At 66.5% G+C, this 23,124-nt stretch carries 17 protein-coding genes; 7 read left to right on the top strand and 10 right to left on the bottom strand.

Annotated features, from left to right (window positions below; translation table 11 throughout):
- The first annotated feature begins 96 nt into the window (after nucleotides 1–96).
- Entirely contained in the window at nucleotides 97–627 is a 531-nt protein-coding gene (locus GYH34_RS17690; protein ID WP_161914700.1) for a restriction endonuclease, read from the top strand.
- Here GYH34_RS17690 and GYH34_RS17695 read toward each other — a convergent pair.
- The 4 genes from GYH34_RS17695 to GYH34_RS17710 form a co-directional block, all read right to left on the bottom strand.
- Entirely contained in the window at nucleotides 602–1,489 is an 888-nt protein-coding gene (locus tag GYH34_RS17695) for a transglutaminase family protein (RefSeq protein ID WP_161914701.1), read from the bottom strand. The two genes, GYH34_RS17690 and GYH34_RS17695, sit on opposite strands and share 26 nt — an antisense overlap.
- Nucleotides 1,486–4,005, bottom strand: coding sequence for a circularly permuted type 2 ATP-grasp protein (locus GYH34_RS17700; RefSeq protein WP_161914702.1), 2,520 nt, complete (start codon nucleotides 4,003–4,005; stop codon nucleotides 1,486–1,488). Before GYH34_RS17700 ends, GYH34_RS17695 begins: the two co-directional genes overlap by 4 nt.
- The gene (locus tag GYH34_RS17705; RefSeq protein ID WP_161914703.1) at nucleotides 3,995–7,291 is read right to left on the bottom strand and encodes a transglutaminase family protein; all 3,297 of its coding nucleotides are present in this window, start codon (nucleotides 7,289–7,291) and stop codon (nucleotides 3,995–3,997) included. Before GYH34_RS17705 ends, GYH34_RS17700 begins: the two co-directional genes overlap by 11 nt.
- A 177-nt stretch (nucleotides 7,292–7,468) precedes the next feature.
- On the bottom strand, nucleotides 7,469–8,668 hold the full coding sequence (locus GYH34_RS17710) for a GGDEF domain-containing protein (protein WP_161914704.1): 1,200 nt from the start codon (nucleotides 8,666–8,668) through the stop codon (nucleotides 7,469–7,471).
- Between the two features lie 142 nt (nucleotides 8,669–8,810).
- Between GYH34_RS17710 and GYH34_RS17715 the strand changes: the two genes are divergently transcribed.
- From GYH34_RS17715 to metH, 3 genes are read left to right on the top strand one after another with little or no spacing between them, the layout of a single operon-like run.
- Entirely contained in the window at nucleotides 8,811–9,824 is a 1,014-nt protein-coding gene (locus GYH34_RS17715) for a metalloregulator ArsR/SmtB family transcription factor (RefSeq protein WP_161914705.1), read from the top strand.
- Complete coding sequence (gene metF, locus GYH34_RS17720) at nucleotides 9,824–10,720, top strand: methylenetetrahydrofolate reductase [NAD(P)H] (RefSeq protein WP_161915079.1); 897 nt, start codon at nucleotides 9,824–9,826, stop codon at nucleotides 10,718–10,720. Before GYH34_RS17715 ends, metF begins: the two co-directional genes overlap by 1 nt.
- Nucleotides 10,717–14,439, top strand: coding sequence for a methionine synthase (metH, locus tag GYH34_RS17725; RefSeq protein ID WP_161914706.1), 3,723 nt, complete (start codon nucleotides 10,717–10,719; stop codon nucleotides 14,437–14,439). The genes metF and metH overlap by 4 nt, the downstream gene beginning before the upstream one ends.
- A 205-nt stretch (nucleotides 14,440–14,644) precedes the next feature.
- Here the strand turns inward: metH and GYH34_RS17730 are convergent, their stop codons facing one another.
- Nucleotides 14,645–15,094, bottom strand: a complete 450-nt coding sequence (locus GYH34_RS17730) for a GatB/YqeY domain-containing protein (RefSeq protein WP_108917703.1) — start codon at nucleotides 15,092–15,094, stop codon at nucleotides 14,645–14,647.
- Between the two features lie 135 nt (nucleotides 15,095–15,229).
- On the opposite strand from GYH34_RS17730, the gene carA reads away from it, so the two are divergent.
- Genes carA through GYH34_RS17745 form a run of 3 tightly spaced genes read left to right on the top strand, consistent with a single transcriptional unit; the run spans nucleotide 15,230 to nucleotide 17,092 of the window.
- Nucleotides 15,230–16,420, top strand: a complete 1,191-nt coding sequence (gene carA, locus GYH34_RS17735; RefSeq protein ID WP_161914707.1) for a glutamine-hydrolyzing carbamoyl-phosphate synthase small subunit — start codon at nucleotides 15,230–15,232, stop codon at nucleotides 16,418–16,420.
- Nucleotides 16,421–16,436: 16 nt separating this feature from the next.
- Complete coding sequence (locus GYH34_RS17740; protein ID WP_108917704.1) at nucleotides 16,437–16,730, top strand: nucleotidyltransferase family protein; 294 nt, start codon at nucleotides 16,437–16,439, stop codon at nucleotides 16,728–16,730.
- Complete coding sequence (locus GYH34_RS17745; RefSeq protein ID WP_161914708.1) at nucleotides 16,730–17,092, top strand: HepT-like ribonuclease domain-containing protein; 363 nt, start codon at nucleotides 16,730–16,732, stop codon at nucleotides 17,090–17,092. The genes GYH34_RS17740 and GYH34_RS17745 overlap by 1 nt, the downstream gene beginning before the upstream one ends.
- A gap of 21 nt (nucleotides 17,093–17,113) precedes the next feature.
- Here GYH34_RS17745 and pgeF read toward each other — a convergent pair whose 3' ends face one another.
- The 5 genes from pgeF to GYH34_RS17770 form a co-directional block, all read right to left on the bottom strand.
- Entirely contained in the window at nucleotides 17,114–17,902 is a 789-nt protein-coding gene (gene pgeF / locus GYH34_RS17750) for a peptidoglycan editing factor PgeF (protein ID WP_161914709.1), read from the bottom strand.
- Nucleotides 17,899–18,981: an SAM-dependent methyltransferase gene (locus tag GYH34_RS17755; protein ID WP_161914710.1), complete on the bottom strand. Its 1,083-nt coding sequence runs from the start codon at nucleotides 18,979–18,981 to the stop codon at nucleotides 17,899–17,901. Before GYH34_RS17755 ends, pgeF begins: the two co-directional genes overlap by 4 nt.
- Nucleotides 18,978–19,799 (bottom strand): prolipoprotein diacylglyceryl transferase, encoded by an 822-nt coding sequence (gene lgt / locus GYH34_RS17760; protein WP_161914711.1) that lies wholly within the window; start codon nucleotides 19,797–19,799, stop codon nucleotides 18,978–18,980. The genes GYH34_RS17755 and lgt overlap by 4 nt, the downstream gene beginning before the upstream one ends.
- Nucleotides 19,800–19,865: 66 nt before the next feature.
- Nucleotides 19,866–20,912 (bottom strand): aldo/keto reductase, encoded by a 1,047-nt coding sequence (locus tag GYH34_RS17765; RefSeq protein WP_161914712.1) that lies wholly within the window; start codon nucleotides 20,910–20,912, stop codon nucleotides 19,866–19,868.
- The gene (locus tag GYH34_RS17770) at nucleotides 20,912–23,119 is read right to left on the bottom strand and encodes a 3-hydroxyacyl-CoA dehydrogenase NAD-binding domain-containing protein (protein ID WP_161914713.1); all 2,208 of its coding nucleotides are present in this window, start codon (nucleotides 23,117–23,119) and stop codon (nucleotides 20,912–20,914) included. The genes GYH34_RS17765 and GYH34_RS17770 overlap by 1 nt, the downstream gene beginning before the upstream one ends.
- Between the last annotated feature and the right edge of the window lie 5 nt (nucleotides 23,120–23,124).

The raw sequence follows: 23,124 nt of genomic DNA on the forward strand, positions 1-23,124 counted from the left end.
AGGGCGTGAGCGGGGGCGGCTTCTTCGCGGCAAATTAACCTTTGTCGCCTTGCATCACGGCGCAGCCCCTTTCGGCGAAAGGCGATCTCGACAGCGATGACGCGCAGCAGAAAGAGACGATGCCTCGCCTTCATCATCGTCTGCGCCGCCGCCGCGGGCTGGCTCTGGCCGCATGTCGCCGGCGCCGTGGCGATGGCGCTCGCCTTTGTCGGCGTATTGCATCTCGCCGTGCTCGCCTATGAGGAGATCGCCTTTCCGCAATATAGCGAGGCGATGAGCCCGGAGGATTACGAGCATTTCTGCGCCGCCCTGCTGCGCGAGGCGAGATGGAGCGCGCGGGTCACGCGGCTCAGCGGCGATCAGGGCGTCGATATCGTGGCGGAGAAGCGCGGGCGCAGGATCGTCGTCCAGTGCAAGAAATATTCGAAGCCGGTCGGCAACAGGGCCGTGCAGGAGATCGTCGCCGCCATCGCCCATGAGGAGGCCGAGCGCGGAATCGTCGTCGCCACAAAGGGCTATACGGCGAGCGCCGTGCAGCTCGCCGCCTCCAACGAGGTGCTGCTGCTGCATCATTCGGAGCTGACGAGGATAGACCGGCTGCTCAGGCGGCCTCTTCTATCGGCGTGACGCTGACGCGCACATCGAGCTTCTGCTTGCCGGCGGCGAAAATCACGCCGTCGATCGGCGAGACATCGGCGTAATCGCGGCCTCGCGCGATGACGACATGGTCGTTCAAAGCCAGAATGGCGTTGGTCGGATCGACGCCGAGCCAGCCGAACTCGCGCCCGCACCAGACGGAAATCCAGGCGTGGGAGGCGTCGGCCCCCTCGAGCTTGGCGCCGCCGGGCGGCGGAATGGTGCGGATATAGCCGCTGACATAGGCCGCCGGCAGGCCGAGCCCGCGCAGCGCCGCGATCATGATGTGGGTGAAATCCTGGCAGACGCCGCTGCGCTTGTCGAAGGCCTGCGCCAGCGGCATTGCGACATGGGTGGCGTTGGGATCGTAGAGAAAATCGCGATGGATGCGCCGCATCAGCTCGACCGCGCCGGCCAGCATCGGCCGGCCGGGCGGAAAGCTCTCGCGCGCATAGGCGGTCGCGGGCTCATAGAGCGGCGCGAGCCGGCTCGGAAAGATGAAATGCGCCGGCGCGTCGGGTCCGAGCGAGGGCGTCTCCAGCGCCTCTGCGCGCACGACCTCCCAAGGCGGCGTCAGCGCCTCCTGCGGCGGGGCGGCGCGCTCGACGCGCACGCGCGCGCTCATTGCGATGCCGAGCTTCACATGGGGGGCGTCGAGCTGCGCCTCGGCGACGCGATTGCCGTAGAAATCGACGCGCTCGCGCCAATCGTGCGGCGAAGGCGTGATGTCGATGCGGCCGAAGACGACGCGCTGACCGGCGTCGTCGCGCGGCAATAGGCGCAAAGCGCAGCGCGCCGCGGCGACGGGCGCCTCGTAGCTGTAGGTGGTCACATGGGTGATGTCGTAGATCACGCTAACCGGATCGGCTCTTCGAAATGCGCCGCATTGGAGCCCTGCAGGAAGTAGCGGGAGGCGAGCGCATCCGCAAGGCTCATCAAGCGCTGCTCTATGGCGAAGATTTTGGCGGCGTCGAGATCGGCGGCGTTCGCCACCTCGATCTCGGCGCGCAATTTCACCGCGAGACGGCGCGGCGCCTCCAGCAATCCGTCGTGACGCAGGGTCGGCAGAGAGGAGAGATGCTCCTCGATCTTGGCCACCTGAAAGCCGACCGAGCGCGGATTATAAGGATCGAGCACCGCCATATCGAGCACGGGCGCGAGAGCGGCGCCGGCGAGATAGCGCGAGCGATAGGTGATCTGCGAATCGATCAGCTCGAGCAGAGTGTCGAGACTGTCGATGGTCGCGCCCTCGTCGGCGAATTGGCGAGAGAAGCGGCAGGCGTTGATCGCCCGCTCGACCCGCTTGCCGAGATCGAGGAAGCACCAGCCGGCGACACGGTTGAAATTCTCATCGATGAGGCCGGAGAGCGCCGCCAGCACATGCAGCGATTGCTCGACGCCCTCGAGCACTTCCGGCTCCGAGGCGGGGCCTTGTGAGAAATCGTCGAGCCGCGCCTCCAGCAGGCGGACGAGATGCCAAATGTCCTGCGACAGGCGCTCGCGCACGATGGAGGCGGCGTGCTTGGCCGCGCGGGCGATGGAGAGGGCGGAGCCCGCCGTCTCGGTTCCGCCGGCGGCCGCCAGAGCGAGCTCGGCCGCCGAGAGGCGCGGGTCGCGCGTCGGCGCGGCGCCCCAGGCGAGCAGCATACGCTCCAGCCGCTCGATCGGCTGGCGGCCGCTGTAATTGGGGGCGTCCGCCTCGGTGAGGCGATTGCAGAGCGAGCGCACCAGCCGCAGCGTCGCCTCGGCGCGCTCGAAATAGCGGCCCATCCAGAAGAGATTGTCGGCGGCGCGGCTCGGCAGATCGCCGACCATGCGGACGATCTCCACATCGTCGCTCGTCGGCAGCAGGGTGGAATTGTCGGTCGGCCGATCGCCCAGCACCCAGACATCGGCCGATTGCGCCCCCGCCCCCATGGAGATGGCGCGCACATCGAGACGATCCGACACGCGGCAGAAGCCGCCCGGCATCACGCGCCAGCCATCCGCCGTGGCGGCGGCGAAGACGCGCAGCGCAAAGGGGCGCGGAACCAGCGCGCCATCCTGCCAGACCGGCGTCGTCGAGAGCTGCACGACCTCCTGGCCGACATAATCCATGCCGCGGGCGCGCATCGCCTCGGTGAGGCGCGCCCGCTCGGCGGCGTCGAACTCGGCGCCCAGCGCCACGCGGCGGCCGGGAAAGCCGGCGAGATGCTCGCCGAAGGCCGGCGCGACCGCGCGGTCCTCCAGCGAGGCGAGCACGGCGTCGCGCGCCTCGTCCTGGCCGCACCACCATGTCGCGATATTGGCGAGGCGCAAATCCTCGCCGAGCAGCCGGCGGGCGATGGCCGGCAGAAAGGAGAGCAGAGCGCGCGATTCGATGAGGCCCGCGCCCGGCATGTTGGCGATGGTGACATTGCCCTCGCGGATCGTGTCGAGCAGGCCCGGCACGCCGAGCTGCGAGGCGGCGTTCAGCTCCAGCGGATCGCACCAATCGGCGTCGACCCTGCGCCACACCACGTCGACGCGCTTCAGCCCGGCGATGGTGCGCACATGCAGCTTGCGCTCGCTGGTGACGAGATCGGCGCCCTCGACCAGAAGAAAGCCGAGATAGCGCGCGAGGCTCACCTGCTCGGAATAGGATTCGCTGAACGGGCCGGGCGTCAGCAGGCAGATGCGCGGGTCCTTCTGCTGCGCGGCCTTGGCGAGGGCGCCGCGGAAATCGCGGAAGAAGGGCGCGAGGCGCTCGACCTTCATGTCGCGATAGAGGCGCGGGAAGGTGCGCGCCATCACCAGCCGATTCTCCAGCGAATAGCCGGCGCCCGAAGGCGCCTGGGCGCGATCGCCCAGCACCCACCAGCGCCCGTCCGGGCCGCGGCCGATCTCGGCCGCGTAGAAGCGCAGCCAGCGTCCGCCCGGCGGCGTCGCGCCGCTCATCGGGCGGATGTAATCCGGCGAGCCGGCGATGACCGCCGCCGGCAGCGCGCCCTCCTTGACGAGGCGCTGCTCGCCATAGGCGTCGCGCAGCACCATGTCGAGCAGTTCCGCGCGCTGGGCGACGCCCGCGGCGATCTCCCGCCATTCGGCCTGCGGCAGCAGCAGCGGCAGCCGGCTCAGCGGCCAGGTGCGCTCTTTGTTTTCGCCGAGCACGCGATAGGAGACGCCCATGTCGCGGATGCGACGTCCGGCGGCGGCGAAACGATCGTCTATATCCTCGCGGCTGAGGCCTCCCAGCGTGTCGAGCAGGCTCGCCCAATGCGGACGCACGCGTCCGTCCGGGCCGACCAGCTCGTCCGGCACGCCCTTCGGCGGCGCATAACGGGCGATCCAGGCGGCGACGCGGCGCGCCGCTTCTCCCGTGCTCGCATCGATCGTCCGCTCAGCCGGCACAACTCCTCCGCAGGTCCAAAGTCAGCGGGAACTCTCCCGCCGGCTCCTCGCGCGGCGGCCTCACCCTGCCGGGCGTATGGCCGTGATCCTGGAACCGCGCCAGCCTGCGAGCCTCCGCCTCATGCGAGTTTACCGGAAACGTATCGTAGTTGCGACCGCCCGGATGCGCCGTGTGATAGACGCAGCCCCCGAGCGAGCGCTCACTCCAGCTGTCTATGACGTCGAAGGTCAGCGGCGAGTGGACGGGAATGGTCGGATGCATGCCGGAGGCCGGCTGCCACGCCTTGAAGCGCACGCCCGCCACCGCCTCCCCCGAGGCGCCGGCGCTGGTCATGGGGACGCGGCGGCCGTTGCAGGCGATGACATGGCGGCCGGGCACGAAGCCCTTGGCCTTCACCTCGACGCGCTCCACCGAGGAATCGACGAATCGCGCGGTGCCGCCGGCGACGCCTTCCTCGCCCAGCACATGCCAGGGCTCCAGCGCCTGCCGAATCTCGAGCTCCACCCCGCCATGCTCGACGCGGCCGGCGAGCGGGCAGCGGAACTCCTTCTGCGCCTCGAACCATTCCGGCTCGAAAGCGTAGCCCGCCCCTTTGAGATCGCCGAGCACGTCGAGGAAATCGCGCCACACGAAATGCGGCAGCATGAAGCGGTCGTGCAGCGCCGTTCCCCAGCGCACCAGCCCGCCCCGCTGCGGCTCGCGCCAGAACCAGGCGACGAGCGCGCGCAGCAGCAATTGCTGCGCGAGGCTCATGCGCGCGTCCGGCGGCATCTCGAAAGAGCGGAACTCGACGAGGCCGAGCCGCCCGGTCGGACTGTCCGGCGAAAAGAGCTTGTCGATGCAGATTTCGGCGCGATGCGTGTTGCCGGTGACGTCGACGAGCAGATTGCGGAACAGGCGATCGACGATCCAGGGCGGGAAATTCGTCGTCCCCGCCTCCGGCACATTGGCGAGCGCGATCTCCATCTCATAGAGCGAATCGTGACGCGCCTCGTCGAGCCGCGGCGCCTGGCTCGTCGGACCGATGAAGAGGCCCGAGAAGAGATAGGAGAGCGACGGATGGCGCTGCCAATAGAGCACGAGGCTCTTCAATAGGTCCGGCCGGCGCAGGAAGGGCGAATCGAAAGGCGTGCGGCCGCCGAGCACGACATGATTGCCGCCGCCGGAACCGGTCTGGCGGCCGTCGATCAGGAATTTGTCGGCGGTGAGCCGCGCCTGCCGGGCGTCCTCATAGAGGCCCGTGGTGGTGGCGACGGCGTCGCGCCATGTGTCGCCCGGATGGATGTTCACCTCGATGACGCCAGGGTCCGGCGTGACCTTGATGACCTCGAGGCGCGGATCGACCGGCGGCGGATAGCCCTCGATGTGCACCGGAAGATTCATCGCCTTGGCGGTCGCCTCCACCGCGGTCAGCAGCTCGAGATAATCCTCGAGCGTCGAGACCGGCGGCATGAAGACGCAGAGCACGCCGTCGCGCGGCTCGACGGCCAGGGCGGTGCGCACCGCGCCTTCCACGATGAATTGCTCGCTCTGCTCCTGACGATCATAGAGCGCGCTGCTCTCGTAGATCTGCTGGAATTGCGCGGGATCGGGCAGCGGCGCGCGCGGCTCGCTCGGGTCCTGCTGCCAGCTATAGGGATAGGCGCTCGGCGGAATCCACGGCAGCGAGTTGATCGGCAGGCGCAGGCCGATCGGCGAATCGCCCGGCGCGAGAAAGAGCCGTCCGCGCCGCAGCGGCCAGCGCTCCGACACCCAGCGCCGCTCGGCGCGGGCGTTCCAGCGCTGCACGGGCAGAACGAAGCCCGCGGGCTTGGACAGGCCGCGCTCGAAGGCGCGCAACATGCGGGCGCGCTCCTCCGCGTCGTCGATCTTCGAATCGAGCGGATCGACATTGACGGGGAGCGAGCCCTCCTTCAGCAGCCAATGAGAGGGGTCCTCGAAGGCCGGGATCACATAGCGCCGGCCGAGCCCCAGACGCTCGGAGAGATCGACGACGAATTCCTCGCCCTGCTGAATCGTCGGGATTTGAGTCGAGCCGATGCGCGTCACCAGCTCGGGATCGCGCCACACCGGCTTGCCGTCCTTGCGCCAATAAATGGCGAAAGCCCAGCGCGGCAGGCTCTCGCCCGGATACCATTTGCCCTGCCCGTAATGCAGGAAGCCGCCTTTGGCGAAACGTTCGTGCAGGCGCCGCACGAGATCGTCGGCGCGGGCGCGCTTGGTGGGACCGACGGCGGCGGTCGTCCATTCCGGCGCCTGGAAATCGTCGATGGAGACGAAGGTCGGCTCGCCGCCCATGGTGAGGCGCACGTCCTGCGCCTGCAAATCCGCATCGACCGTCTCGCCGAGAGCGTCCAGCCGGCTCCAGGATTCGTCCGAGAAAGGCGCGGTGATGCGCGGCGCCTCGCGAATGCGCTGCACCCACATCTCGAAGCCGAAATCGACCTCCGCCGGCTCGACGACGCCGGAGAGCGGCGCGGCGGAGCGATAATGCGGCGCGCTGCACAAGGGCAGATGCCCCTCGCCGCAGAAGAGGCCAGAGGTGGCGTCCATGCCGATCCAGCCGGCGCCGGGAACATAGAGCTCGGCCCAGGCGTGCAGATCGGTGAAGTCCTTATCGGTTCCGGTCGGTCCCTCGATCGGATCGACGTCCGCCTTCAGCTGGATGAGATAGCCGGAGACGAAACGCGCCGCGAGGCCGAGGCTGCGCAGAACCTGCACGAGCAGCCAGGCCGAATCGCGGCAGGAGCCCGTGCCGGCCGTGAGCGTCTCGTCCGGCGTCTGCACGCCGGGCTCCATGCGGATGACATAGCGAATGTCGCGCTGCAGGCGGGCGTTGAGCTCGACGAGGAAAGGGATCAGCCGGATGTCTTCGCGCGGACGCACGCTCTCGACGAAGGCCTCGGCCAGCGGCCCGAGCGGCTCCACCTCGAGGCAGGAGGCGAGCTCGGCGCGCAGCTCCTCTGGATAGGCGAAGGGGAAGGTCTCGGCATAAGGCTCGACGAAGAAGTCGAAGGGATTGTAGACCGCGATCTCGGCATGGAGATCGACCTCGACGCGAAACTCCTCCGCCTTCTCTGGAAAGACGAGGCGCGCGAGCCAATTGCCGTGCGGGTCCTGCTGCCAGTTGATGAAATGATTGGCGGGCGCGATCTTGAGCGAATAGCTCGGCACGCGGGTGCGGCAATGCGGGGCCGGCCGCAGCCGGATCACCTGCGGCCCGAGCGCGACCGGCCGGTCATATTTGTAATGGGTGAGATGGTGGAGCGCGACCTTGATCGACACGGGAGCTGCTTCGCCTCCTCGGGGCGACGCCGGGAAAGCGGCGACGGGCGATTAGCTTATGCACTCGGCGGCCTGTCAATCGCGCGCGCCGAAAAGCTCGGCCATTTGCCGGAAATTGCCGCATGACGCATTCCGCCGGGGCGGCGGCGCCGCGGCTTTCGGCGCCCGAACTCGCCATTATCCGGCGTTGGCGGCAGGCGCCGGCGGCAGGTCCTCGCCCCAAAAGGCGACGCCGCCCCGCCCGCCCCGTTTCATGCTGTAGAGCGCCGCGTCGGCCCGCGCTGTGAGGTCGTCGAGCGCCCAACCATCGCGCGGCGCGATGGCGACGCCTATGCTGACGCCGATCTGAATGCGCCGCCCCTCGATCTCATAAGGCGCGCTGAGGGAGCGGATGATGCGATGGGCGAGCACGAGCGCCTCGTCCGGCCTCCGAAGCTCGGTCTGCAGCACGACGAATTCGTCGCCGCCGAGCCGCGCCGCCGTATCCTCCCGTCTGACCGCCGACGCCAGACGGCTCGCCGCGGCGCGCAGCAGCGCGTCGCCTGTCGAATGGCCATAGGCGTCGTTGACGGCTTTGAATCGGTCGAGATCGAGGCAGAGAATCGCCAGAAGACCGCCCTCCCCGATCAGTCCGGCGACGGCCGCCTCGAACTGGTCGCGCAACGCCACGCGATTGGCGAGGCCGGTCAGATCGTCGCGCCGCGCCATTATAGCGAAATCGAGCTTGGAGACGATTTGCCGGACCGCGCCCTCGTAGGTCACGGAGGCCCAGCCGAGCCCGGCGAGAGCGAAGCCGGTCAGCAGCAGCGCCTGCAAGGTGAAGCCGGCGGCGACGTGAATGTCTGTCGCCTGCGTCGCGCGATCGAGGCAGCCGACGATGGTCGGCGTCGCCGACAGAGCGATGGCGATGCCGCATAGTCGCGGTCGAAAGGCGACATTGGAGAGCACGCCGCCGGCGAAGACGAAGGCCATGCCCGAGGTCAGCATCGGCACCAGAGCCGAATCGACCGGGTGCTGGGAGAACAGCCCTCGCCCATTGATCGCGCCGAGCAGCGCTGCGAAGGAATAGAGCCCGATGGCGAAGCGGCGCTCCCAGACCCGCGCTTCATCGGCGAGAATGGTCGCCGACGCCGTGCGGCGACGATAGGCGAGAATCATGAGGACGCTGGCGACATTCACCACAAGGGCGGCGAGCGCCAGGACGAGAAGCGCGATGTCCTGCTTGCGCGAGGCGAGCAGCAAGCCGACGCACGCCAAGGCGACGCCCATGAAGACGACCGGAAACACCGGGCGGACGACCATGTCGACGAGCTCGACATAAGCGGCGTCGGGAAGCCGCTCCGAGTTCCGAGACGTTTGTCCGAGACGACGCCACATGCTCACCCCAACGCGGTCTCATCTATGGCCGCCGGCGCGCATTTCCAGCTCGGCCGCACGGCCGGGCGCGTCTTGATTTCCCATGAGACGACGCATATAGATATCTTTATATCTAATCAGCGAAGCCCGTGGCCGACGCGAAATGACCGATGTGAGGCGACCTCTTCTTCTCGAGCCCGCGCTCGCCGCCCTCAATGCGGCGGGCGAGGAGACGCGTCTGCGCCTGCTCGGCCTGCTGGCCGAGACGGAGCTGACGGTGAGCGAGGCCGTGGCCATTCTCGGCCAGTCGCAGCCGCGCGTGTCCCGCCATTTGAAGCTTCTGGTGGAGGCCGGGCTGGTGGAGCGCCGCCGCGAAGGGGCCTGGGCCTTCTTCCGCCTCGCCTCCGCCGACGCGCCCGGCGAGATCGCCCGTAGCGTCGTCTCCTGGCTCGATCCGCTGGACCCGCGCGTCGCCGGCGACCGCGCTCGGCTCGCCGAGGTGCGGCAGGCCCGCGCCGACGCCGCCGCCCGCTATTTCGCCGAGCATGCGCCCGAATGGGACGCCATTCGCTCGCTGCATGTGCCGGAGGCGCAGGTGGAGGCCGCCATGCGCGAGGCGGTGGGCGAGTCGCCGCTGCGCCGCCTGCTCGATCTCGGCGCCGGCGCCGGCCGCATGCTGGAGCTGTTCGCGCCGCAGGCGGAGCAGGCCATTGGCGTCGATCTCTCCTCCGCAATGCTCGGCGTCGCGCGCGGACGGCTGGAAAAAGCCGGCGCGCGCAATGTGCAGCTGCGCCAGGGCGACATGTATGCGCTGCCGATAGAGCGCAACAGCTGCGATCTCGTCATCGTGCATCAGGTTCTGCATTATCTCGACGATCCCGGCCGCGCGCTGCGCGAGGCGGCGCGCACGCTCGCGCCCGGCGGCCGTCTGCTGGTCGTCGATTTCGCGCCGCATCGTGAGGAGACCTTGCGCGACGAGCATGCGCATCGCCGCCTCGGCTTCTCGCAGCAGGAGGTCACTCATCTGCTGGAGCAGGCCGGCCTGGAGATTCTGCGTCATCGCGACCTCGCGCCTTCCGCCGACGACGGCGCGAAGCTCACCGTATCCCTGTGGCTGGCGCAAGATCCTCGCGTCATCGCCGATCCCTTGCCCAAAGCCAGCTTCGAGACCGCATGATGTCCGACAATCGCAGCCTGTGGCCTCCGGGCCATTTCGATATTTCTTACGAATTCTTCCCGCCGAAGACGCCGGAGATGGAGGCGCAGCTCTGGGATTCGATCGCGCGACTCGCGCCTTTGAAGCCCAAATTCGTCTCCGTCACTTACGGCGCCGGCGGCTCCACGCGCGAGCGCACGCATAATATCGTCGCGCGCCTCGCCGCCGAGACCGACATACTGCCCGCCGCGCATCTGACCTGCGTCTCCGCCGCGCGCGCCGAGATCGACGAGATCGTGCGCGATTATTGGAACGCTGGCGTCCGCCATATCGTGGCGTTGCGCGGCGATCCGCCGACCGGCGTCGGCACGCGTTTCGAGCCGCATCAGCAAGGCTATCGCAGCTCCACCGAATTGGTGCGCGGCATTCGCGCCATCGGCGATTTCGAGATCTCCGTCTCCACCTATCCCGAAGGCCATCCCGAGAGCCGCACGATCGACGACGATCTCGATGCTCTCGAGGCCAAGATCGACGCCGGCGCGACCCGCGCCATCACGCAATTCTTCTTCGAGAACGACGTCTATTTCCGTTTTCTCGACAAGGCGCGCGCGCGAGGCATAAAGATTCCGATCGTGCCCGGCATCATGCCGGTGCAGAACTTCAAGCAGACCGCGAATTTCGCGCGCAAGGCGGGCGCGAGCGTGCCCGATTGGCTCGCGCATCGCTTCGAGGGATTGGACGATGATCCCGTCACGCGCCGGCTCATCGCCGCCGCGGTCGCCGCCGAGCAGGTTCTCGGCCTCGCCGAGAACGGCGTGAGAGAATTCCACTTCTACACCAATAATCGCGCCGATCTCGTCTTCGCGATCTGTCATCTTCTGGGCGTGCGCCCCGTCACCGAGAAAGCCGCAGCATGAGTTTCGACAAGACCCACGGACCGAAGATTCAGGCGGCGCTCGAGAAGGCGGCGAGCGAGCGCATTCTCGTGCTCGACGGCGCCATGGGCACGATGATCCAGCGCCATAAATTCACCGAGGCCGATTTTCGCGGCGAGCGCTTCAAGGATCATGCGAAGGATTTGCGCGGCGACAACGACCTGCTGACGCTGACGCAGCCGGCGGCGATCAAGGCGATTCATCGCGCCTATCTCGAAGCGGGCGCCGACATCATCGAGACCAACACTTTCTCCTGCACCTCTATCGCGCAGGCCGATTACGGGCTCGAGCATATCGTCTATGAGCTCAATTACGAAGGCGCGCGCCTCGCCCGCGCCGCGGCCGACGAAGTCGCGCGCGAGACGGGCGTGCCGCGCTTCGTCGCCGGCTCCATGGGGCCGACCAATCGCACCGCCTCCATCTCGCCGGACGTCTCCAATCCCGGCTTTCGCGCCGTCACTTTCGACGATCTGCGCGCCGCCTATCTCGAGGAGGCGCTCGGCCTGTTGGAGGGCGGCGCCGATATTCTCCTGATCGAGACGATCTTCGACACGCTGAACGCCAAGGCGGCGATCTATGCGGTGGAGGACGCTTTCGAGAAGGTCGGCACGCGCTTTCCGGTGATGATCTCCGGCACCATCACCGATCTCTCCGGCCGCACGCTCTCCGGCCAGACGGCCGCCGCCTTCTGGAACTCGATTCAGCACGCGAAGCCCTTCTCCATCGGCTTCAATTGCGCGCTCGGCGCGCGCGAGATGCGCCAGCACATCGCCGAGGTTTCGCGCATCGCCGACACGCGCATCTGCGCCTTCCCCAACGCCGGCCTGCCCAATGAATTCGGCCTCTATGACGAGAGCCCGGAATATATGGCCGAGCTGGTCGGCGAATTCGCCAAATCCGGCCTCGTCAATGTCGTCGGCGGCTGCTGCGGCACGACGCCGCCGCATATCGCCGCCATCGCCGGCGCCGTGAAGGGCGTCGCGCCGCGCGCTGTTCCGACGATCGCGCCGCTGCTGCGCCTCGCCGGCCTCGAGCCTTTCACGCTGACCAAGGACATTCCCTTCGTCAATGTCGGCGAGCGCACAAATGTCACCGGCTCGGCGAAGTTCCGCAAGCTCATCACCGCCGGCGATTACGCCGCGGCGCTGGATGTGGCGCGCGATCAGGTCGCCAATGGCGCGCAGGTCATCGACGTCAATATGGACGAAGGCCTGCTCGATTCCAAAAAGGCGATGGTCGAGTTCTTGAATCTCCTCGCCGCCGAGCCCGACATAGCGCGCGTGCCGGTGATGGTGGATTCGTCGAAATTCGAGGTGATCGAGGCCGGCCTGCAATGTCTGCAGGGCAAGGGCGTCGTCAACTCCATCTCGCTGAAGGAAGGCGAGGAGAAATTCATCGAGGCGGCGACCAAGGTGAAGCGCTATGGCGCCGCCGTCGTCGTGATGGCCTTCGACGAGGCCGGCCAGGCCGACACTTTCGCGCGCAAGGTGGAAATCTCCGGCCGCGCCTATAAGATTCTCACGCAGGAAGTGGGCTTTGCGCCGCAGGACATCATCTTCGATCCCAACATATTCGCCGTCGCGACCGGCATCGAGGAACACAGCAATTACGGCGTCGATTTCATCGACGCGGCGCGCGCGATCAAGACGACGCTGCCGCATGCGCATGTCTCCGGCGGCGTGTCGAACCTCTCCTTCTCCTTCCGCGGCAATGAGCCGGTGCGCGAGGCGATGCACTCCGTCTTCCTCTATCACGCCATTGCGGCGGGGATGGATATGGGCATCGTCAACGCCGGCCAGCTCGCCGTCTATGAGAAGATCGACCCCGAGCTGCGCGAAGCCTGCGAAGACGTCGTGCTCAATCGTCGTCCCGACGCGACAGAACGCCTCGTCGAAATGGCCGAGCGCTTCAAAGGCGCGGGCGCCAAAGCGGCGGAGAAGGACGCCGCGTGGCGCGAAGCGAGCGTCGAGAAGCGTTTGGAATATGCGCTGGTCAATGGCGTCGCCGATTATATCGAGCAGGATGTGGAAGAGGCGCGCCTCTCGAGCGCGCGTCCGCTCGATGTGATCGAAGGTCCGCTGATGGCCGGCATGAATGTCGTCGGCGATCTCTTCGGCCAGGGCAAAATGTTCCTGCCGCAAGTGGTGAAATCGGCGCGCGTGATGAAGCAGGCCGTGGCGCATCTCCTGCCCTTCATGGAGGAGAACAAGGAGACGCGCTCCACCGCCGGCAAGATTCTTCTCGCGACGGTGAAGGGCGATGTTCACGACATCGGCAAGAATATCGTCGGCGTCGTGCTCGGCTGCAATAATTTCGAGATCATCGATCTCGGCGTGATGGTTCCGACCGCCAAGATTCTCGAGACGGCAAAAGCCGAAAAGGTCGATATCATCGGCCTCTCCGGCCTCATCACGCCTTCGCTCGACGAAATGTGCTTCGTCGCCTCGGAGCTGGAGCGCGAAGGTTTCGACGCGCCGCTGCTCATCGGCGGCGCAACGACGAGCCGCGTGCATACGGCGGTGAAGATCAGCCCCAATTACACCAAGGGCCAGGCGGTCTATGTGACCGACGCCTCGCGCGCCGTGGGCGTCGCCCAGGCGCTGATGTCGCAGGCTTCGCGCGCCGAATATGTCGCCAAGACGCGCGAGGAATATGAGAAGGTCGCCGACGCCCATGCGCGCGCTCAAGCGGACAAGCAGCGCGTTTCGCTCGCCGCCGCGCGCGCCAATGCGTTGAAGATCGATTGGGCCGCCTATGCGCCGCCCAAGCCGACCTTCCTCGGCGCGCGCGTCTTCGCTTCCTATGATGTCGCGGAGCTGGTTCCCTATATCGATTGGACGCCCTTCTTCCAGACATGGGAGTTCAAGGGCCGTTATCCCGCTCTGCTCGACGATCCCGAGCGCGGCCCGGCGGCGCGGCAATTGCTCGAGGATGCGCAGGCGATGCTGACGCGCATCGTCGAAGAGCGCTGGTTCAATCCCAAGGCCGTCATCGGCTTCTGGCCCGCCAACGCCGTGGGCGACGATATCGCGCTCTATACGGGCGAGGGCCGCGTCGAAAGGCTCGCGACGCTGCACACGCTGCGCCAGCAGCTCACGCGCCGCGACGGCAAGCCCAATGTCGCGCTCGCCGATTTCGTCGCGCCGGAGGACTCCGGCAAGGCCGATTACCTCGGCGCCTTCGTCGTCACCGCCGGCGCGCAGGAGGCGAAGATTTCCGAGCGCTTCGCTCGCGCCAATGACGATTATGGCGCGATCATGGTGAAGGCGCTGGCCGATCGCCTCGCCGAAGCCTTCGCCGAGCGCATGCATGCGCGCGTGCGCCGGGAGTTCTGGGCCTATGCGGCGGATGAGACGCTGACGCCGGAGCAGCTGATCGGCGAGGATTATCGCGGCATTCGCCCGGCGCCCGGCTATCCGGCGCAGCCCGACCATACCGAGAAGGCGACGCTGTTCAGCCTGCTGGAGGCGACGAAGCGCACCGGCGTCATGCTGACGGAGAGCTACGCCATGACGCCGGCCTCATCGGTCAGCGGACTCTATTTCGCGCATCCGCAGGCGCATTATTTCGGCGTCGCCAAAGTGGAGCGCGATCAGGCGGAGGATTACGCCGTGCGCAAGGGTGTCTCCACCGCCGAGATCGAGCGCTGGCTCGCGCCGGTGCTGAATTACGAGACGCGCGTGGCCGAACCAGCGGAGTGAGTCTTCCTTCTCCCGCTTGCGGGAGAAGGTGGCCCGGCGTAGCCGGGTCGGATGAGGGCCCCCGACCTCTCGCGGTCCCTCGTCATCATCGGCGTTCGGTCATTCCGCACGACGGGGCTGGCCCTCATCCGACCCTCCTGGCGCGAGGGCCACCTTCTCCCGCCCTGCGGGAGAAGGAAGGGCGCGCGCTCAACTCGGGACGCCCTCAGCCGCCGAGCGCCGCCTTCACTGCCGCGCTCGCCTTGCCGAAATCGATGCGGCCCGTGTATTTCGCCTTGAGCGCGGCGACGACCTTGCCCATATCCTTGATCGAGGCGGCGCCGGTCTCGGCGATGGCGGCCTTTATCGCCTCGGCGACCTCGGCCTCGCCGAGCTGCTGGGGTAGATATTCCGCGATCACGGCGATCTCGGCGCGCTCCTTCTCGGCGAGCTCGGGGCGGCCGCCCTTCTCGTAGATTTCCACCGATTCCTGGCGGCTCTTCACCATTTTCTGCAGCAGAGCGAGAATATCGTCGTCGCCCAGCGTCTTGCCCGTGGCGCGCGCTTCGATGTCGCGATCCTTGAGCCCCGCGGTGATCATGCGGATCGTCTCGACCTTCTGCTTTTCGCCGCTCTTCATCGCCGCCTTGAGGTCGGCCGTGAAACGTTCGCGCATTGTATTTCCACTTCGCAGTGAAATGTTCTAGACGTGCTTGCGATCCGAAGGGATCGCGGCAATCTAGATTTTTCGAGGGATGGCGGGCGCCCGATGGCGGCGCGCCGGCGGATGAGGGTGAGGCATAGAGCGCGGATGAGCCCGGATCAAGACGCAGCGACGGGTTGGACGGTTCCGGTCCACACGGGGGTTCTGGTCCTCGCCAGCGGCGAGGCGATTTTCGGCTTCGGCTTCGGCTCCGTGGGCTCGGCCGTCGGCGAGGTCTGCTTCAACACCGCCATGACCGGCTATCAGGAAATCCTCACCGATCCTTCCTACGCCGGGCAGATCGTCACCTTCACCTTTCCGCATATCGGCAATGTCGGCGTCAATGACGAAGATGTCGAGACCGTCGATCTCGACAGTCGCTCCGGCGTGCGCGGCGTCATTGTCGCGGCGCCGTCGAGCGACCCGTCCAATTATCGCGCGCTGCGGCCGCTCGGCGAATGGCTCGCCGCACGTGGAATCATCGGCCTCTGCGGCCTGGACACGCGCGCGCTGACGGCGCTGATCCGCGAGAAGGGCATGCAGAACGCCGTCATCGCCTTCGCGCCGGACGGCGTGTTCGACCTCGCAGCGCTGCGCGCCGAGGCCGCCGCCTGGCCGGGCATTGATGGCATGGATCTCGTGCCCTCCGTCACCGCGCCCGCGCGCTATGAGTGGGACGAGACCGTCTGGCGGCAAGCCTCCGGCTATGGCAAGCGCGAGGGCGCGAAGCTCCGCGTCGTCGCCGTGGATTATGGCGTGAAGCGCAATATTCTGCGGCTGCTGGCCGAGGCGGGCTGCGAGGTGATCGTCGTGCCGGCGACGACCAGCGCGCAAGAGATTCTCGCGCTTTCGCCCGATGGCGTGTTTCTCTCAAACGGGCCGGGCGATCCGGCCGAGACCGGCAAATACGCCGTGCCCACCATTCGCGAGCTCTTGGCGGCGAAAATCCCCACCTTCGGCATTTGCCTCGGCCATCAGATGATGGCGCTCGCCGTCGGCGCGAAGACGCAGAAAATGCCGCAGGGCCATCACGGCGCCAATCATCCGGTGAAGGATTTCACCACCGGCAAGGTGGAGATCGTCTCGATGAACCATGGCTTCGCCGTGGATCGCGACAGCCTGCCGGCCAATGTCGCCGAGACGCATCGCTCGCTGTTCGACGGCTCCAATTGCGGCATTGCGCTGGCTGATCGCCCCGCCTTCTCGGTGCAGCACCACCCCGAGGCCTCCCCCGGCCCGCAGGACAGCCATTATCTCTTCGCGCGCTTCGTCGATTTGATGGAGAAGGCGCGGGCGTGAGCCTATAGCGAGAGCCATGAGACGCGACGAGGCCATGGAACGACTGAGAGCGCATGAAGCCGAGTTGCGGCGGCTCGGTGTGCTCAGTCTCTATTTGTTCGGCTCCACCGCTCGCGACGAAGCCGGCTCGACATCGGATGTCGATTTGTTTTTCGACTATCGAAAAGGCGAGCTCGGCCTTTTCGAACTGATGGACCTAAAGGATTATGCGCGCGACCTTCTCGGGACCCCAGTCGACATCATGACTCGCGACAGCTTGCACAAGGCGTTGCGGGAACGGATCGAAGTAACCGCGTTGCGTGTGTTCTGATGGCGATCCCATCGAATGTTCCGTGCCTGCAGGACATCATCGAAGCGATAGAGCATATTCATGAGTGCATGGCCGAGGCCTCGCTCGACGATTTCGAAGCCGATTGGCGACGACAATGGCTCGTCGAACGCGGCGTCGAGATCATTTCCGAAGCCAGCCGGCATCTCGATGATGAGCTGAAAGCGCGTCATCCAGAAATTCCCTGGCGCAAGGTGGCCGGCATCGGCAATGTGCTCCGGCACAGCTACGAGACAGTCGCCGCAGCCATCCTGTGGAAGCTCGCGCAGAGCGACCTCCAACCATTGGAAAAAGTCTGCCGCGCGGAACTCGAATCCTTACGAAAAAAGCCTGCTTCTGACTAACAGGCGTAGCGATGACGCCCCTCACCCGATCGCGATCGCCGACACCAGCCGCCCATAGTCCGGCTCCTTGCGATGCACGCTGCGGCGGTAGCTGAAGCAGCGCGCCTCGTCCGCATAAGTGTCGATGCGCAAATTCTCGAAAGAAGCCACATTTGCCGCTTCGACGCGCCGCGTGATGAAAGCGGGCAGATCGAACATGGAATGCCCGTCGCGCGTCGAAGGCGTGAAGAAGCGCGCAAAACCGGCGTCCTCGGCGAGGAAACGCTCGACGAACTCGCCGCCCACCTCATAGCTCTCGCGGCCGATCGCCGGGCCGAGCGCGACATGAATGTCGGCGCGATGCGCGCCGCGCGTCTCCATCAGAGCGATCGTCGCCTCGATCATGCCGGTGAGCGCGCCCTTCCATCCCGCGTGGCAGGCGCCGATGACGCCGGCGCGCGCGTCGGCGAAGAGCAGCATGCCGCAATCGGCGCCGGTGACGCCGAGCGCCAGCCCGACCACATCGGTGACAAGCCCGTCGCAGCGCGGCCGCTCGGCCTCCGCCCAAGGCTCGGAGACGTAAAGCGCGTCGCGCGAATGAATTTGATAGGCCACGAGCAGACGATGCGCCTGCGCGCCCAGCCGCCGCGCCATGCGCGCGCGATTCTCGGCGACGCGCGCGGACTCATCGCTGGAGCCGACGCCGCCATTGAGCGAAGCGTAAACGCCCTCCGACACGCCGCCGGCGCGCGTGAAGAAAGCGTGCCGCACGCCCGGCAGAGCGAGATTGCCGGCGCCGAGCGCGGCCGGCTCCTCCATCGTCTCGGTCATTGGAAAAACCCTGGCAGAAGCGGCATGTCGGGATGCGTCACGGCGATGACCTTGAACAATTCGCCCATGTCGCGCTTGGGATCGCCGGCGCCGATGAGACGCGCGAGCGCAATGTCGATCTCGGCGCGCTGCTCTGAGGTCGCGCGTTTCTTCAAGGCTTCGGCGCGCTCGACGACGCCGAGCTGGCGCAGAAACGCGCCCTGCGTCACCGGCCCTTGCACTTTGGCGCCGGCCGCCGTCGCCGCGCGGGCGAGCGCCGCGAAATCGACATGGGTGGTCAAATCGGCCTCGCCCGGCGCCTCCAGCGGATCGACATAGGCGTGGCGCGACACGGCCTGCAATGTCTCGCCCAGCGCCGTCTGCGTATAGCCATAATCGATGACGAGCAGCACTCCGCCTTGCGCGACGAGACGCGCGGCGATATCGCGCATGATGCGCGCGCCGATCGCGCCGATCTCTATGATCGAGCCTTCCGGCGCCGCGACGGTGAGATCGGGCTCGACGCCCTCGCCGACGCCGAACGCCAACGCGCCGCTCTCGTCCAGACCGACGAGGCGCTCGCTCCAGCCGCGCTCCGTCTGCACGAAATGACGCACCGGCAGCGCGTCGAAAAACTCATTGGCGATGATGATCGCCGGCCCGTCTGGAATGCGCGCGACATCCGCGCTCCAGGAGACTTGCGCCGGCGCATTGGCGAGCGTCTGCCGCTGCCGCGCCTCGAGCACAGGGCTCATCTCGACGAGATGAACATCCAGCGCGGACAGAAAATCCGGCGCGATGCGCGCGACGCGCAGCGCATCCGCCATCAGCGTGCCGCGGCCCGGACCGAGCTCGACGAGCCGCAGCGGCGAGGGCGAGCGCGCGGCGCGCCACGCCTCTTGCGCGAAAAGGCCGATGAGCTCGCCGAACATTTGGCTGATCTCCGGCGCAGTGATGAAATCGCCGCCGGCGCCGAAGGGATCGCGCGTCGTGTAATAGCCCTTGGTGGGATGCGACAGCGCGAGCGTCATGTAACGCTCGAGCGTGATCGGCCCCTCTTGCGCGATGAGCTCGACGATGTCTTGGCGCAGAGCGCTCATGCTTCGACTCTCTGCGGGCGCAGCGCGTAGAGGATCAATCCCGCGCCGATCGCGATCATCGGCGCCGAAAGCGCCATGCCCATTGTGAGGCCATTGTCCAGCGCCTCCGACAGCGGATCGGGCTCGCGAAAGAATTCACTGACGATGCGCGCCGCGCCATAGCCGACGCCGAAGAGCCCGGTGGCGAGGCCCGGCCGCTTCAGCGCGCCGCGCTGCGCGGCGATGGCGAGCAGAATATAGAGCGCGACGCCCTCGAGCCCCGCCTCATAGAGCTGGCTCGGGTGGCGAGGCGCATCGCCGGCGCCGGGAAACACCATGGCCCAAGGAACATCGCTCTCGCGGCCCCACATCTCCGGCTTGATGAAATTGGCGAGGCGGCCGAAGAAAATGCCGATCGGCGCGACGGTCGCGCAAATATCGGCGACGGTGAGAGCGAGAATCTTCTCACGCCATGCGAACAGCGTCATGGCCACGATCGCGCCGATCAGCCCGCCGTGAAAGGCCATTCCGCCTTTCCAGGTTTTGATGATCTCTTCTGGATGCGCGAAATAGAAGGCGCGCTCATAGAAGAGCACATGGCCGAGCCGCCCGCCGATGATGACGCCGAGCGCGACATAGACGAGCAAATCGTCGAGACTCTCGCGCGAGGGATGCGCGACCTTTCCCCACAAATGCTCGCGCGAGACGAGCCGGCGCGCATAGAGCCAGCCGAGCGCGAGCCCGGCGATATAGGCGAGCGCATACCAGCGTATGGGCAGCGGTCCGAGCTCGACCAGAACCGGGTCGATCATCGGAAAGGGAAGCGCGAGAATAGGCATGACGACTCGTGGTTGCAGCGAATGGCCGCGAGCTTAGCGCGCGATGGCGCGTCTGTCATGACCGCTTCATTTCGGCTCGAATGGCGCAGGACGGCGAAAAGCGCCCTGACGCTCGAGCATCCAGCCCGGATATTCCTTCGCCAGCGCGCTCGCCGCGTCGAGCCGCTCCATATCCTGCGCACCGAGCTGCAGCTTCACAGCTGCGAGATTTTGCTCGAGCTGATCGATGCGCCTCGCGCCGATGATGACGGTGGTGACGAAAGGCTTGGCGAGAACATAGGCGAGCGCGACCTCGGCGACGCTCGCGCCGTGCTTCGCGCCGATCTCACGCATCGCCGCGACGCAAGCGAAGGCGTGATCCTTGTCGACGGGCGGGAAATCGAAGGAGACGCGGCGGCCCTCGGCGCCCTCGGGCGCGCCCGGTCCATATTTGCCCGAGAGCAGGCCGCCGGCGAGCGGCGACCACACCATGAGGCCGAGCTTTTCTTCTGTGAGCAGAGGGACGATCTCGCGCTCGAGATCGCGGCCGGCGATGGAATAATAGGCCTGCACCGTCTCGTAACGCGCATAGCCCAGCCGCTCCGAGACGCCGAGCGCCTTGGCGATGCGCCAAGCCTGCCAATTGGAGAGGCCGATGTAGCGCACCAGCCCGCGCGAGACGAGATCGTCCAGCGCACGCAATGTCTCGTCGATCGGCGTCACGGCGTCATTGCCGTGGATCTGATAGAGATCGATGTGATCGGTCTGCAAGCGCTCGAGGCTGGCCTCGACGCTGTCCATTATATGCCCGCGCGAGGCGCCGCGATCATTGGGGCCGGCGCCGGTCTCGCCATAGAATTTGGTGGCGATGACGACGTCCTTGCGTTTCACGCCGAGATCGACGAGCGCTTGCCCCACCATTTTCTCCGAACGGCCGAAGGAATAGACATCGGCCGTGTCGATGAAATTGACGCCGGCCGCGAAAGCGCGCTCGATGATGCGCATCGCCGCCTGCTGATCGACATCGGCGATCGCGCCCCATATTCCGGCGCCGCCCGCCTCGCCGAAGGTCATCGCGCCGAGGCAGATTTCCGAGACGAAGAGGCCGGTGCGGCCGAGCTGATTGTAACGCATCACGCCGCCTTCGCCTGCGCGCCATATTTGCCGTAGAAGCTCTCGCCCTTTTTCGCCATCTCGCGCAGCTCGGCGGGTGCGGCGAAGCGCTCGCCATATTTCTGCGTCAGCGCGTCGCAAATGGCGACGAAGGCCGCCGTTCCGACGCCGTCGATGTAAGACAAAGTGCCGCCGGTGAAAGGCGCGAAGCCGAAGCCGAGAATGGAGCCGACATCCGCCTCGCGCGGATCGGTGACGACGCCCTCGAACAAGACGCGCGCCGCCTCCACCGCCTGCACGGCGAGGAAGCGCTGCTTCAGCTCCTCCACATCGATGGCGTCGGGATCGAGCTTCTCGTCGGCGAGCGCGGCGAGGCCCGGCCACAGGCTCTTCTTGCCGCTCGCCGGATAATCATAGAATCCCTTGCCGTTCTTGCGGCCGAGGCGCCCTTCCTGCTCCACCATGAAATGCAGCACGCGCTCCTGCGTCGGATCGACGGCGGCCTCGCCGAGATCCTTCTTGGTCGCGAGATGGATTTTCCAGGCGAGATCGAGCGCGATCTCGTCATTGAGCGAGAGTGGGCCGACCGGCATTCCGGCCATGCGCGCGGCGGTCTCGATCATCGCCGGCGGCACGCCTTCGGTGAGCATGATCTGCCCTTCGCGCACGAAATTGAGCACGCAGCGATTGGCGTAGAAGCCGCGTGAATCATTGACGACGATCGGCGTCTTTTTCAGCACGCGCACGAAATCCAGCGCCGTCGCCACGGCGCGATCATTGCTCTTCTTGCCGCGGATCACCTCGACGAGCAGCATTTTCTCCACCGGCGAGAAGAAATGAATGCCGACGAAATTCTCGGGGCGAAGCGACGTCTCGGCCAGCGAGCTGATCGGCAGAGTGGAGGTGTTGGAGGCGAAGATCACATCCGGCCCCACGACCGCTTGCGCCTTTTTCGTTACTTCCGCCTTCACGCCGCGCTCCTCGAACACGGCCTCGACGATAAGATCGGCGCCGGCGAGCTTCTCATAATCGGGCGTCGCTGTGATGCGCGAAAGCAGCGCTTCCTTGTCCGCCGCCGTGGCGCGGCCGCGCGACACCTGGCCGGAGATGAGCTTGTCGATCACCGCCTTGCCCTTGTCGGCGCTCTCCTGATCGCGATCGATCAGCACCACTTCTATGCCGGCGAGCGCGCTGACATAAGCGACGCCCGCGCCCATGAAGCCGGCGCCGAGCACGCCGATCTTGGCGAATTTCGCCGGCGGAATTTCCTTCGGCCGATGCGCGCCCTTCTCCAGCTCATTCTTGGAGAGGAACAGCGAGCGGATCATCGCCGCGGCCTGCTTGGAGCGCAGAATATGCGCGAACCAGCGCGCCTCGACGCGTAGGCCGAGATCGAAGGGCAGTTGCAGCCCCTCGAAGACGCTGTGCAAGATCGCCTTGGCGGCCGGATAATTGTCGAAGGTCTCGCGGCGGTAGATGGCGTTGGCGGCCGGCCATACCATCATGCCGCCGGGCGAATAGACGCGGCCGGACGGCGGCTTGAAGCCTTCGACGTCCCAAGGCGCCTTGCCCTTGCCGCCATTGACGATCCATGCGCGCGCCCGCTCGACGATCTCGCCTTCCGGCGCGAGCTCGTGAACGAGTCCGGCGGCCTTTGCCTTGGACGCTTTCAATTGCTCGCCCTTGAACAGCAATTGCAGAGCGTCGCCCGTCTGCATCAGCCGCGCGATGCGCTGCGTGCCGCCGGCGCCGGGGAAGAGGCCGACCTTGATTTCCGGCAGGCCGACCTTTGTTTTGTCCGAGTCGGAGAGCACGCGATAATGGCAAGCGAGCGCCAGCTCGAAAGCGCCGCCGAGACAGGCGCCGTGAATGGCGATGGCGAATGGCTTGCCATTGGTCTCGAGCTTGCGATAGAGCAGCGACAATCTGCGCGCGCCTTCGAAGAACTGCTTCATCGCAGCCTCTTCGCCCTGCTCGCGCACGGCCTTCGCATATTCCACCGCGCTCTTCTGCAGCATGGAGAGATCGGCGCCGCCGGAGAAAGCCGGCTTGCCCGATGCGATCACGCAGCCCTTGATCTCAGGATTGCTCGCCACCTCGTCGATGACTTTTTCCAATTCGTCCATCACCTCGAAGGTGATGACGTTCATCGAGCGGTCGGGGCTGTCCCAGGTGAGCAGAGCGACGCCGTCGGCGCCGGTCTCGAAACGGAAATTGACGAGGTTCATCGGGT

Origin of the sequence: Methylosinus sp. C49 (assembly GCF_009936375.1) — a bacterium.
Classification (GTDB): domain Bacteria; phylum Pseudomonadota; class Alphaproteobacteria; order Rhizobiales; family Beijerinckiaceae; genus Methylosinus.

Bases quoted from the DNA above. Each gene is read 5' to 3' on its own strand.
- GYH34_RS17730 (WP_108917703.1), bottom strand. From the start codon at position 15,094: ATGCGCGAACGTTTCACGGCCGACCTCAAGGCGGCGATGAAGAGCGGC.
- GYH34_RS17745 (WP_161914708.1), top strand. From the start codon at position 16,730: ATGGCGATCCCATCGAATGTTCCGTGCCTGCAGGACATCATCGAAGCG.
- lgt (WP_161914711.1), bottom strand. From the start codon at position 19,799: ATGCCTATTCTCGCGCTTCCCTTTCCGATGATCGACCCGGTTCTGGTC.
- GYH34_RS17755 (WP_161914710.1), bottom strand. From the start codon at position 18,981: ATGAGCGCTCTGCGCCAAGACATCGTCGAGCTCATCGCGCAAGAGGGG.
- GYH34_RS17740 (WP_108917704.1), top strand. From the start codon at position 16,437: ATGAGACGCGACGAGGCCATGGAACGACTGAGAGCGCATGAAGCCGAG.
- metH (WP_161914706.1), top strand. From the start codon at position 10,717: ATGAGTTTCGACAAGACCCACGGACCGAAGATTCAGGCGGCGCTCGAG.
- GYH34_RS17715 (WP_161914705.1), top strand. From the start codon at position 8,811: ATGACCGATGTGAGGCGACCTCTTCTTCTCGAGCCCGCGCTCGCCGCC.
- GYH34_RS17765 (WP_161914712.1), bottom strand. From the start codon at position 20,912: ATGCGTTACAATCAGCTCGGCCGCACCGGCCTCTTCGTCTCGGAAATC.
- carA (WP_161914707.1), top strand. From the start codon at position 15,230: ATGAGCCCGGATCAAGACGCAGCGACGGGTTGGACGGTTCCGGTCCAC.
- GYH34_RS17710 (WP_161914704.1), bottom strand. From the start codon at position 8,668: ATGTGGCGTCGTCTCGGACAAACGTCTCGGAACTCGGAGCGGCTTCCC.
- metF (WP_161915079.1), top strand. From the start codon at position 9,824: ATGTCCGACAATCGCAGCCTGTGGCCTCCGGGCCATTTCGATATTTCT.
- GYH34_RS17770 (WP_161914713.1), bottom strand. From the start codon at position 23,119: ATGAACCTCGTCAATTTCCGTTTCGAGACCGGCGCCGACGGCGTCGCT.
- pgeF (WP_161914709.1), bottom strand. From the start codon at position 17,902: ATGACCGAGACGATGGAGGAGCCGGCCGCGCTCGGCGCCGGCAATCTC.
- GYH34_RS17690 (WP_161914700.1), top strand. From the start codon at position 97: ATGACGCGCAGCAGAAAGAGACGATGCCTCGCCTTCATCATCGTCTGC.